The following is a 12,035-nucleotide window of genomic DNA, read 5'->3' as shown; positions in this document are numbered from 1 at the left end:
CGGCGGCAATGACCATATTTTCTGCTGTGGTCCGACTTCTTGGCGACGTTACCCGAGCCTGGGGCGGACTCCGAGTACCGCGCTGCCGACGCGCACATGTGTCGCTCCGGCCGCCACGGCCTGTTCGAGGTCCGTACTCATCCCTGCCGAGACCATGGTGGCAGCCGGATGACTCCTGCGCAGGTCGGTCGACAAAACCACCAACCGCTCGAAGGCCGCCAGTTCGCGCCCGGCGTACTCGCCCGTGAGCGGCGCGACGGTCATCAGCCCGTCGAGCCGGAGCCCCGGCGCGCCGGCCACGAGATCGGCCAACTCCCCGATGCCGTCGGGTGCGACGCCGCCCCGCTCGCCCCGGGCGCTCTCACCGGCGTCGAGTGCGACCTGGAGGAGGCACCCCAGTTCCCGCCCGGTCCGGTCGGCCTCCTTCGACAAAGCCGTGACGAGCCGGGAACGATCGACGGACTGCACGAAATCCGCGTAACCGACCACCGAACGCACTTTGTTGGTCTGGAGTTGACCCACGAAGTGCCAGGTGAGGGGCAGATCGGAGCAGGCCGCGGCCTTGGGGGCCGCGTCCTGGTCGCGGTTCTCGGCGACGTGCCGCACACCGAGTTCCGCGAGGATCCGCACGTCGCTCGCGGGGTAGGTCTTGGTGACCACGATCAGGGTCACCTCGTCACGTGAGCGCCCCGCCGCCGCGCACGCGTCGGCGATGCGCCGCTCCACTCTCGCCAGATTCGTGGCGAGTTCGTCCTTACGGTCCGTCATGTCCTGTCAGTCCAACCACACATAACCCGCGAGCCGACCGGTGGTGCGGTCGCGGCGGTACGAGAAGTGATCGCGTGACTCCAGCGTGCACACCGGCGACTGCTCCCGGTCGCGCACTCCGAGCCGTTCGAGCTGGGCGTGCACTCCGGCGCTCACGTCGACCGCCGGTGTGCCCCAGCTGGTCTCGGCGTACGCCGCCGGCTCGACGGCGGACACCTCGGCGCGCATCGCCTCGGGCACTTCGTAACACCGGCCGCAGACGGTGGGCCCGGTGCGGGCGACGATCCTGGACGGCTCGGCGCCCAGTTCCGTCATCGCGCGCAGCACGGCCGGGACGACTCCGGCGATCATGCCGGGCCGGCCCGCGTGGGCCGCGGCGGCGATTCCGGCGACCGGGTCGGCGAGCAGCACCGGCACGCAGTCGGCGGTGAGCACGGCGAGGGCGAGTCCCCGGCGCGTGGTGACGATCGCGTCGACCGACGGAATCTCGGCCGACGCCCCCCACGGCCCGTCCACCACCGCCACGTCGGCCCCGTGCACCTGGTTCATCCAGACGACTCGGTCCGGCTCGACGCCCAGGTCCTTGGCGGCCAGGTCCCGGTTGGTGCGTACGGCGTCGGGATCGTCACCGACCGCTCCGCCGAGGTTGAGCTCCTCATACGGAGCGGCGCTCACCCCGCCCCACCGGTCGGTGAAGCCGAAGTGCGCGCCGCTCGCGCTTTCGCGCTGTCCTATCACGACTGAAGGATCACTTGAGGAAGTCCGGTACGTCCAGTTCCTCGGCCGCGCTGTCCGAGTAGGTCCGGGGCGCGGGCGGGACCGGCGGGGCGACCGGGATGTCCTCGACCGGCTTCGGAGCGGGCTCCGGGTCCTCCTTCGGGGTCACGCTGCCGAGCGATCCGAAGGACGGGCGGCTCTCGGTCTGCCGTGCCGGGGCCGGCTCCTCACGCTTGGCCGAGGACGAGCCGAGGACGTTGTCCCGCTTGGCCGGCGGCTGGCCGCCGTCGAAGCCGGCCGCGATCACGGTGACCCGCACCTCGTCGCCGAGGGCGTCGTCGATCACCGCGCCGAAGATGATGTTGGCCTCGGGGTGGGCGGCCTCGCTGACCAGCTGGGCGGCCTCGTTGATCTCGAACAGGCCGAGGTCGGAGCCACCGGAGATGGAGAGCAGCACACCGCGGGCGCCGTCGATGGACGCCTCCAGCAGCGGCGAGGAGATCGCCATCTCGGCGGCGGCCACCGCGCGGTCGTCGCCGCGGGCCGAGCCGATGCCCATGAGGGCGGAGCCGGCCTCGGACATGACCGACTTGACGTCGGCGAAGTCGAGGTTGATGAGGCCGGGGGTGGTGATGAGGTCGGTGATGCCCTGGACGCCGGAGAGCAGGACCTGGTCGGCCGACTTGAAGGCGTCCAGCACCGAGACCTGTCGGTCCGAGATGGACAGCAGCCGGTCGTTCGGGATGACGATGAGGGTGTCGACCTCTTCGCGGAGTTCGGCGATGCCGTCCTCGGCCTGGTTCGCGCGGCGCCGCCCCTCGAAAGTGAACGGGCGCGTGACCACGCCGATGGTGAGGGCACCGAGCGAGCGTGCGATGTTGGCCACGACGGGCGCGCCGCCGGTGCCGGTGCCGCCGCCTTCACCGGCTGTCACGAAGACCATGTCGGCCCCCTTGAGGACCTCCTCGATCTCCTCGCGGTGGTCCTCGGCGGCCTTGCGGCCCACGGCCGGGTTGGCTCCGGCGCCGAGTCCGCGGGTGAGTTCACGGCCGACGTCCAGCTTGACGTCGGCGTCGCTCATCAACAGAGCTTGCGCGTCGGTGTTGATGGCGATGAACTCGACGCCCTTGAGACCGACCTCGATCATCCGGTTGATGGCATTGACACCACCGCCGCCGACACCGATGACTTTGATGACTGCGAGGTAGTTCTGCGGTGCTGCCACGTCGAAGGCCTCTCGCCTCGAGTTACGTGTCGACGGATCAGCGTGACGCCCTGCGCCCCGCGACCCGACGACTGATGCCGAATGGGACGGTCCGTATCGCCGACCCGAACCCTAACCCTGAAGTTTAGGGTTACCAGTGTGTCCGTTCCTTGGAGTCTTCTGAACAGGACACTAAGTCGACAAGTGGCGCGCGTTCAACGAACACGCCGAACCTCCCGTTTTTCTTTTCACCCTATGTGATCAGCCGTAGCACTGCCCAACCAGGGTGCTGGCCTGCGCGGATGTGCGTCAACTCCGCGCTGACGCGGGCGCGGTGGGGACACTCACGTCGAAGTACCCCGCATCGGGCGAGGCTTTCATCAGGGCGGTGAGCGTCCGGGCCTTCGCGGCGCCCTTCTCGCTGCTTCCCCACACGACCGTGCGGCCGTCCCTCAACTCCAGCGAGATGGCGTCGTAGGAACGGACCTTGACGGTCTGTGTCTCGCGTGCGACGGCGGCCGGAAGCGCGCCGGCGACGGCGACGGCCTCGCGCACCAGCCGGGGCTCACCGAAGCGGCGCAGGCTCGCGGCGGCGGATCCGGACCGGGCGAGCGTCAATTCCAGTGCCGGGACGCCTTTCGGGGCCTCGGAAACCGTGGCGTAGCGGACACCGCCGTCGTCCACTTCGACGAACTTTCCGCCCCTTTGGACAATCAGAACCGGAGTCCGCTCAATCACTTTCAGGTCGATTCCATGAGGCCAGGAGCGGACCACGTCAACCGAGTCAATTCGGGGCAATTTCCGGCGCAGTCGCGTCTCGATCGCATCGGTGTCGACGGAAATCAGCGGCTCCCCGAACGGAACCTCGGCCGCCGCTTCGACCTGAGAGGGCGTCAGGACGCGGGTGCCGGAGACGGAGACGTGCTCGGCGCGCAGCCAGTCGGAGCCGTAGAACAGCCAGACGGTCGGGATGCCGAGGAACACCAGGGCCAGGCCCAGGAGGACGAGCGCGCGGAGCCGGGCGCGTCTCGACCGCAGGCGGGGCGGCGGGCCGGACGACTCCTGCTTGCGTTCACCGCGTTCGGCGGTGGTCGATCCGGCCACGCTCCCCTGCCTTCCGTCATACAGTCCTATCGGTGTGCACGACTGGCGGCGATCGCCTCGTACACCATGCCGACGAGCAGATCGTCGGCGTCCCGGCGGCCGAACTCGGCGGCGGCGCGGGACATCTGGTAAAGCCGGTGCGGGTCGGCGAGCACGGGCAGGACGTTCTGCTGGACCCACTCGGGCGTGAGTTCCGCGTCGTCGACCAGCAGTCCGCCGCCGGCCTTGACCACCGGCTGGGCGTTGAGCCGCTGTTCGCCGTTGCCGATGGGCAGCGGGACGTAGGCGGCCGGGAGCCCGACGGCGGAGAGTTCGGCGACGGTCATCGCGCCCGCGCGGCAGAGCATCATGTCGGCCGCGGCGTACGCGAGGTCCATCCGGTCCAGGTAACTTACCGGGACATAGGGGGGCATCCCCGGCATCTGCTGGACGTGTGGCAGTTCGTTCTTCGGGCCGACCGCGTGCAGGATCTGGATCCCGGCCTGCTGGAGCCAGGGCGCGACCTGCTGGACGACCTCGTTCAGCCGGCGGGCGCCCTGCGAGCCGCCGGTGACCAGCAGCGTGGGCAGGTTCGGGTCGAGCCCGAACGCGGCCCGGGCCTCCGGGCGTACGGCGGCCCGGTCCAGGGTGGCGATGGAGCGGCGCAGCGGGATGCCGATGTAGCGGGCGCCCCGCAGCTTGCTGTCGGGCGTGGAGACGGCGACCTGGCTGGCGTATCGGGAGCCGATCTTGTTGGCCAGGCCCGGGCGGGCGTTGGCCTCGTGGATCACGATCGGCACACCCAGGCGCTTGGCCGCGAGGTAGCCGGGCAGGGCGACGTAGCCGCCGAAGCCGACCACGGCGTCCGCCCTGGTGCGCTCCAGGATCTGCTCGGTCGCCTTGATGGTGCCGCGCAGCCGGCCGGGCACCGTGATCAGCTCGGGGGTGGGCTTGCGCGGCAGCGGAACGGCGGGGATCAGCGCGAGTTCGTACCCGCGCTCGGGTACGAGCCGGGTCTCGAGGCCGCGCTCCGTGCCCAGGGCCGTGATGCCCACGCTCGGGTCCTGCCTGCGCAGGGCGTCCGCGAGGGCGAGCGCGGGCTCGATGTGGCCCGCGGTTCCTCCGCCGGCGAGTACGACATGCACCGAAATTCACCGCTCTCCGGACGAGCGCGCCACCGAGGCACGCCGTCGCATCGTGTTCCATCTCCGGGGACTCCGACCGGAACCGGTGCCCCCCGCCCCCCGCTTTCTACCAAAGCGGGGTTGCCGCATCGCAAGCGCCATCCGCGCAGCGGGGTCCTGACGCGCGAAGGCGATCAGCAGCCCGATGGCGAACATGGTCGGCAGCAGGGCGGATCCCCCGTAGGAGAACAGCGGGAGGGGGACGCCGGCGATCGGCAGCAGACCGAGCACCGCACCGATGTTGATCACGGCCTGGGCCGTGATCCAGGTGGTCACGCCTCCCGCGGCATACCTGACGAAGGGGTCCTCCGTGCGTCCGGCCACGCGGATACCCGCATAGCCTAGAGCCGCGAAGAGGGCGAGTACCGACAGCGTCCCCGCCAGGCCCAGTTCCTCACCCGTGACGGCGAAGATGAAGTCGGTGTGGGCTTCGGGGAGTTGGCCCCATTTCTCCACACTGGCACCCAGCCCGGAGCCGAAGATTCCGCCGGAGGCGAGGGCGTAGATCCCGTGCACGGCCTGCCAGCAGTCGACGGGCCCCGACTGGGGTTCCGTGGCGCCCAGGCACTGCAGGCGGGCCATGCGGTTGGGGCTGGTCTTGATGAGGATCAGGCCGAGGACGGCGGCGATCGACAGCACCCCGGCGAACAGCCGCGTGGGGGCGCCGGCCAGCCAGAGCAGGCCGAACAGGATGGCCGTGAGGATGATGGCGGTGCCCATGTCGCCGCCGATCATGATCAGGCCGAGCAGCATGAAGGCGGCCGGCACCAGGGGCACGAGCATGTGCTTCCACTGGTTCAGCAGCCTCTTGTCCTGCTTGCGGGCGAGCAGGTCGGCGCCCCACAGCACCAGGGCGAGCTTGCCGAACTCGCTGGGCTGGATCTGGAAGGAGCCGCCGAGGGAGATCCAGTTCTGGTTGCCGTTGACCGACACCCCTATCCCCGGGACCTGCACCAGGGCCATGAGGAAGACGGCGCCCGCGAGGATGGGGTAGGCGAGCGCCCGGTGGAGTCTCACCGGCATCCGCGAGGCCGCCAGCAGCAGTCCGGTGCCGATGCCCGCCGCGAGCAACTGCTTGCGGAAGAAGTACGAACCCGGCAGCGACATCTGCAGTGCGGTGATCTGGGAGGCCGAGTAGACCATCACCAGTCCGAGCACGGTGATCAGCAGACTGCCGCCGAGGATCAGGTAGTAGGCGGTCAGCGGCCGGTCCCAGCCCTTGCGGGCGCGGGTGTAGAGGCCGAGGACGCCGTTCTCACGCGCGGGCCGCGGCGCGACGGGGCGTCTGGGGGCACGGGGGGTCGGCGGCCGTCCGGTGCGGCTGGTGGGCATCGCGGCTCACCCTGCCGTGCCGGAGGGGAACAATGCGCGGTGCACGCTCCCAGGCCGCTCGGGCAGCAACCACATCCGTGTCACGCGTCCCTCCCAGGTACGCCCGGCGCCACCGCCGGGCGAGGCGGACCCGGGTCAGCCGTCGGCGGAGCCGAGCTCACGGACGGCGTCCGCGAAGGCGTCCCCGCGCTTGTTGTAGTTGGCGAACATGTCCATGGAGGCACAGGCCGGAGCCAGCAGCACCGTGTCGCCCGGCTGAGCGAGTCTCCGCGCCTCCTGGACCGCCGCGCGCATCGCCCCAGTGTCGGTCCGGTCGAGGTCGACGACGGGTACCTCCGGGGCGTGTCGCGCGAGGGCTTCGCGGATGAGCGCGCGGTCCGCGCCGATCAGCACGGCGGCCCGCAGCCGCTTCGCCGACTTGGCGACCAGCTCGTCGAAGGTGGCGCCCTTCGCGAGCCCGCCCGCGATCCACACGATCGGGTCGTACGCCGCCAACGAGGCTTCCGCGGCATGGGTGTTGGTGGCCTTGGAGTCGTCGATCCAGGCGACGCCGTCCACGTCCGCGACGTGTGCGATGCGGTGCGCGTCCGGGGTGAACGCCCGCAGGCCGTCCCGTACGGCCCTGGCGGGCACGCCGTAGGCGCGGGCGAGGGCCGCGGCCGCGAGGGCGTTGGCGATGTTGTGGGGGGCCGGTGGGTTGACGTCGGCGACCTCGGCGAGCTCCTGGGCGTTCTTCTGCCGGTTCTCGACGAAGGCGCGGTCGACCAGGATGCCCTCCACCACGCCGAGTTGGGAGGGCCCGGGCGTGCCCAGCGTGAAGCCGATGGCCCGGCAGCCCTCCTCGACGTCGGCCTCGCGGACCAGGTCCTCGGTGGCTTTGTCGGCCACGTTGTAGACGCAGGCGACGCGGTTGCCCTCGTAGATGCGGCCCTTGTCGGCGGCGTACGCCTCCATGGAGCCGTGCCAGTCGAGGTGGTCGGGGGCGAGGTTCAGCACGGCGGCCGAGTGGGCGCGCAGGGAGGGCGCCCAATGCAGCTGGTAGCTGGACAGCTCCACGGCCAGGACGTCGTACTGCTCCTCGCCGAGCACCGCGTCCAGCAGGGAGACGCCGATGTTGCCGACGGCCGCGGTGCGCAGGCCCGCCGCCTTCAGGATCGACGCCAGCATCTGGACGGTGGTGGTCTTGCCGTTGGTGCCGGTGACGGCGAGCCAGTCGGCGGCGTCGGGGCCGCGCAGGCGCCAGGCCAGTTCGACGTCGCCCCAGACCGGGACGCCCGCCTGCTTCGCCGCCGCGAACAGCGGCTTGTCCGGCTGCCAGCCGGGCGCGGTGACGATCAGGTCGGTGCCCTCCGGCAGGGTCGCGCCGTCGCCGAGGCGCACGGTGACGCCGAGCGCCTCCAGCTCGGCCGCCTGCGCCCGCGCGCGCTCGTCTGCGCCGTCGTTGACGACCGTGACGATCGCGCCGAGGCCGTGCAGCACCTTGGCCGCCGGGACGCCGGAGACGCCGAGCCCGGCGACGGTGACGCGCTTGCCCTGGAAGTCGAAGGGCTCCGAGGAGATCACTTGTCCGCTACCCATCCCGCGTAGAAAAGACCCAGTCCGACTACCACGCAGATGCCCTGAATGATCCAGAAACGAACCACCACGAGCACTTCCGACCAGCCCTTGAGTTCGAAGTGGTGCTGGAGTGGCGCCATTCTGAAGACACGCTTGCCGGTGAGCCGGAAGGAGCCGACCTGGATGACCACCGACATGGTGATCAGGACGAAGAGGCCGCCGAGGATGGCGAGCAGCAGTTCGGTGCGGGAGCAGATCGCGAGGCCGGCGAGCACACCGCCGAGGGCGAGCGAACCGGTGTCGCCCATGAAGATCTTGGCGGGCGAGGTGTTCCACCACAGGAAGCCGAGACAGGCGCCCATCAGGGCGGAGGAGACGACCGCGAGGTCCAGCGGGTCGCGCACCTCGTAGCAGGCCGTCGGGTTCGTCAGGGTCTCCGCGTTCACGCAGGACTCCTGGAACTGCCAGACGCCGATGAAGGTGTAGGCGCTGAACACCAGTACGGAGGCGCCGGTGGCGAGGCCGTCCAGACCGTCCGTAAGGTTCACGCCGTTCGACATCGCGAGGATCATGAACAGCGCCCAGACGACGAACAGCACCGGCCCGATGGACCAGCCGAAGTCATAGACGAAGGAGAGCTTGGTGGACGCCGGGGTCTGGCCCTGGGCGTCCGCGAACTGCAGCGACAGCACCGCGAAGCTGATGCCGACGATCAGCTGACCGGCCATCTTCGCCTTGGCGCGCAGACCGAGCGAACGCCGCTTGACGATCTTGATGTAGTCGTCGAGGAAGCCGACGAGGCCCATGCCGACCATCAGGCCGAGCACCAGCAGACCGGAGAAGGTCGGCGCCGCGTCGACGTCCGGGTCCAGATAGCCCGTGATCACCTTGGCCAGGAAGTACGCGGCGACCGTGGCCAGGATGAAGGCGATGCCGCCCATGGTCGGCGTACCGCGCTTGCTGGCGTGCTCGCGCGGTCCGTCGTCGCGGATGTACTGGCCGTAGCCCTTGCGGGCGAGCAGCTTGATCAGCAGCGGGGTCCCGACCAGGGTCAGGAAGAGGCCAATGACTCCTGCGAACAGGATCTGCTTCATCATCGGGCGGAAACCTCACCCTCGGCACCGGTCTCGAGGAGCGCCTGCGCCACGCTCTCCAGACCGACCGAACGGGACGCCTTCACGAGTACGACGTCCCCCGGGCGCAGCTCGCTGCGCAACAGGTCGACCGCCGCCTGTGCGTCGGACACGTGCACCGACTCCTCACCCCACGAACCCTCGTTATATGCGCCCAGTTGCAGCCAGGCGGCTTCTCTGCCACCGACCGCGACGAGCTTGCTGACGTTGAGCCGGACGGCGAGCCGCCCGACCGCGTCGTGCTCGGCGAGAGCCTCGTCCCCGAGCTCGGCCATCTTGCCGAGCACCGCCCACGTACGACGTCCCTTGCCCATGGCCGCGAGCGCGCGCAGCGCGGCCTTCATCGACTCGGGGTTCGCGTTGTAGGCGTCGTTGACGACCGTCACGCCGTCCGGGCGCTCGGTGACCTCCATCCGCCAGCGGGAGAGGGAGCCCGCCTCGGAGAGCGCGACGGCGATCTCGTCAGCGGACATGCCCAACTCGTGGGCGACGGCGGCCGCGGCGAGCGCGTTCGACACGTGGTGCTCACCGTACAGGCGCATGGTCACATCGCTTGCACCGGAGGGTGTGTGAAGCCTGAACGAGGGCTGTCCGGTGTCCGTGAGTCGCACGTTCTCGGCGGAGACGTCCGCTTCGCCGGACTCTCCGAAAAAGAGCACCTTCGCCTTCGTACGGGAGGCCATGGCCCGGACGTAGGGGTCGTCCGCGTTGAGGATCGCGGTGCCGCCGTCGGCCTCGGACGGCAGGGCCTCGACGAGTTCGCCCTTGGCCTGCGCGATCTGCTCGCGACCGCCGAACTCGCCGATGTGGGCGCTGCCGACGTTGAGGACGAGACCGACCTTCGGGGGCGTCAGGCCGGTGAGGTAGCGGATGTGCCCGATGCCGCGGGCGCCCATCTCCAGCACGAGGAACTTCGTCTCCTCGGTGGCGCTGAGCGCGGTCAGCGGCAGCCCGATCTCGTTGTTGAGCGAGCCCGGCGTGAAGACCGTCGGCGCCTTGCGCTGCAGCACCTGCGCGATGAGGTCCTTGGTGCTGGTCTTGCCGGCCGAGCCGGTGAGGGCGACGAGGGTCGCGCCGAGCCGCCGTACGACGTGCCGGGCGAGGGCGCCGAGGGCGCTCTGGACGTCGTCCACGACGATGGCGGGGACGCCGACGGGCCGGGTGCCGAGCACGGCCACCGCTCCCGCCTCGACGACCGCCGTCGCGAAGTCGTGGCCGTCCGCGCGTTCCCCGGCGAAGGCCACGAACAGGCTGCCCGGCCCCGCCTCCCGGGAGTCCCGGACCACCGGGCCGGTGACCTGGACGGACGGATCCGGTATGTCGTGCGTCTGCCCGCCGACGACTTCTGCGATCTCGGCGAGGGAGAGGGCGATCACAAGTTCATCCCCTGGGTCTTCTGGATTTTCATCCCTGGGTCTTCTGGATGGCTTCGCGGAGCACCTGGCGGTCGTCGAAGGGACGGACCACCCCGGCGATGTCCTGGCCCTGCTCGTGGCCCTTGCCCGCGACCAGCACGGTGTCGCCGGGCTCGGCGCGGGCCACGGCGGCGGCGATCGCCGCGGCCCGGTCCTCGAAGACCTGCACCTCGCCGCGCTCGTGCGCGGGCACGGACGCCGCGCCCTGGAGCATCGTGGCGAGGATCGCGAGGGGGTCCTCGCCGCGCGGGTTGTCGGAGGTCAGTGTGGCGGTGTCGGCGAGCCGCGCCGCGGCGGCGCCCATGGGTTCGCGTTTGGTCCTGTCCCGGTCGCCGCCGCAGCCGAGGACGATGTGCAGCCTGCCCTCGGTGACCTTGCGCAGGGCGCGCAGCACGGACTCGACGGCGTCGGTCTTGTGGGCGTAGTCGACGACCGCGAGGTAGGGCTGCCCGGCGTCCACGCGCTCCAGGCGGCCCGGCACTCCGGGTACGGCGGCGACGCCGTCGGCGGCGGCCTGCGGGTCGAGCCCGGCGACGGCGAGCGCGACGATCGCGGCCAGGGTGTTGGCCACGTTGAACGGACCCGGCAGCGGCGACTTGGCGCTGATCCGCTCGCCCTTGGGACCGACGACGGTGAACGTCGAGTCGAGCCGGCCGACCTCGACGTCCTCGGCGCGCCAGTCGGCGTCGGGGTGGCCCTCGGCGGAGTAGGTGACGACCGGGACGGTGGCCTCGTTCGCCAGTCGGCGCCCGTATTCGTCGTCGACGTTGACCACGCCGAGTTTGCCGCGTTTCGGCGTGAACAGCTGCGCCTTGGCCTGGAAGTAGTCCTCCATGCCCGAGTGGAACTCCATGTGTTCCGGGCTGAGGTTGGTGAAGACGCCGATGTCGAAGACGCAGCCGTCGACCCGGCCGAGGACCAGGGCGTGGCTGGAGACCTCCATGGCGACCGCGTCCACACCGCGCTCGCGCATGACCGCGAACAGCGCCTGGAGGTCGGTGGCTTCGGGGGTGGTGCGCTCGGACTTGATGCGCTCGTCGCCGATGCGCATCTCGACCGTGCCGATCAGGCCGGTGGACCGGACCGTCTTCAGGCCGCCCTCGACGAGGTAGGCGGTGGTGGTCTTGCCGGAGGTGCCGGTGATGCCGATCTGGAGCAGGTCCCGGCCGGGGTGGCCGTAGATCGTGGCGGCCAGCTCGCCCATCTGCGCGCGCGGGTCGTCGACGACCAGGACCGGCAGACCGGACGCGGCGGCGCGCTCGGCGCCCGTCGGGTCGGTCAGCACGGCGGCGGCACCGAGACCCGCGGCCTGGTTGACGAAGTCGGCGCCGTGCACCCGGGCCCCCGGGAGGGCGGCGTACAGGTCGCCGGGGCGCACGGCACGCGAGTCGTGGGTGATGCCCGTGACCTCGGCGGCGCTCTCAGGCGTGGTGGCACCCAGCTGACCGGCGAGTTCCGCGAGGGGTGTGGCGGAGACCTGAACCGGCCTGGGCGGCCCGGGGTATGTCACGGGATGGCCCTTCTGGGTGGTTTGGGACTGATCAGCGTGTGGCACGGCGGTGAGCGTACCGGGCGTACCCGCCTCCGGGCGAAGTGAGGGGCCGGTGCTGCTCCGGTTGCCGGGGTCGGGGGTGATCGTTGT

General features: G+C 70.6%; 10 protein-coding genes. All 10 read right to left on the bottom strand.

The features are described from left to right. Positions 1 to 48: 48 nt before the first annotated feature. The gene (locus AB0B29_RS21935) at positions 49 to 768 is read right to left on the bottom strand and encodes a YggS family pyridoxal phosphate-dependent enzyme (protein ID WP_362242231.1); all 720 of its coding nucleotides are present in this window, start codon (positions 766 to 768) and stop codon (positions 49 to 51) included. Positions 769 to 774: 6 nt separating this feature from the next. Then, entirely contained in the window at positions 775 to 1,506 is a 732-nt protein-coding gene (pgeF, locus tag AB0B29_RS21930) for a peptidoglycan editing factor PgeF (protein ID WP_362242228.1), read from the bottom strand. Positions 1,507 to 1,516: 10 nt separating this feature from the next. Further along, the gene (gene ftsZ / locus AB0B29_RS21925) at positions 1,517 to 2,710 is read right to left on the bottom strand and encodes a cell division protein FtsZ (protein WP_361943275.1); all 1,194 of its coding nucleotides are present in this window, start codon (positions 2,708 to 2,710) and stop codon (positions 1,517 to 1,519) included. A gap of 288 nt (positions 2,711 to 2,998) precedes the next feature. After that, positions 2,999 to 3,793, bottom strand: coding sequence for a cell division protein FtsQ/DivIB (locus tag AB0B29_RS21920; RefSeq protein WP_362242225.1), 795 nt, complete (start codon positions 3,791 to 3,793; stop codon positions 2,999 to 3,001). Between the two features lie 26 nt (positions 3,794 to 3,819). Continuing rightward, on the bottom strand, positions 3,820 to 4,917 hold the full coding sequence (gene murG, locus AB0B29_RS21915; RefSeq protein WP_362242222.1) for an undecaprenyldiphospho-muramoylpentapeptide beta-N-acetylglucosaminyltransferase: 1,098 nt from the start codon (positions 4,915 to 4,917) through the stop codon (positions 3,820 to 3,822). Positions 4,918 to 4,923: 6 nt separating this feature from the next. Next, positions 4,924 to 6,288, bottom strand: a complete 1,365-nt coding sequence (gene ftsW, locus AB0B29_RS21910; RefSeq protein ID WP_362242220.1) for a putative lipid II flippase FtsW — start codon at positions 6,286 to 6,288, stop codon at positions 4,924 to 4,926. A 135-nt stretch (positions 6,289 to 6,423) separates the two neighbouring features. Beyond that, positions 6,424 to 7,866, bottom strand: coding sequence for a UDP-N-acetylmuramoyl-L-alanine--D-glutamate ligase (murD, locus tag AB0B29_RS21905; protein WP_362242217.1), 1,443 nt, complete (start codon positions 7,864 to 7,866; stop codon positions 6,424 to 6,426). After that, positions 7,848 to 8,939, bottom strand: coding sequence for a phospho-N-acetylmuramoyl-pentapeptide-transferase (mraY, locus tag AB0B29_RS21900; RefSeq protein WP_362243063.1), 1,092 nt, complete (start codon positions 8,937 to 8,939; stop codon positions 7,848 to 7,850). The genes murD and mraY overlap by 19 nt, the downstream gene beginning before the upstream one ends. Next, positions 8,939 to 10,354: a UDP-N-acetylmuramoyl-tripeptide--D-alanyl-D-alanine ligase gene (locus AB0B29_RS21895; RefSeq protein ID WP_362242214.1), complete on the bottom strand. Its 1,416-nt coding sequence runs from the start codon at positions 10,352 to 10,354 to the stop codon at positions 8,939 to 8,941. Before AB0B29_RS21895 ends, mraY begins: the two co-directional genes overlap by 1 nt. A 28-nt stretch (positions 10,355 to 10,382) precedes the next feature. Continuing rightward, on the bottom strand, positions 10,383 to 11,903 hold the full coding sequence (locus AB0B29_RS21890) for a UDP-N-acetylmuramoyl-L-alanyl-D-glutamate--2,6-diaminopimelate ligase (RefSeq protein ID WP_362242211.1): 1,521 nt from the start codon (positions 11,901 to 11,903) through the stop codon (positions 10,383 to 10,385). Positions 11,904 to 12,035: the final 132 nt, after the last annotated feature.

It is taken from the genome of Streptomyces tibetensis (assembly GCF_040647715.1).
GTDB lineage: Bacteria > Actinomycetota > Actinomycetes > Streptomycetales > Streptomycetaceae > Streptomyces > Streptomyces tibetensis_A.
Note: the sequence above shows the minus strand (reverse complement) of the source record. Positions and strands in the feature narration are given on the sequence as shown.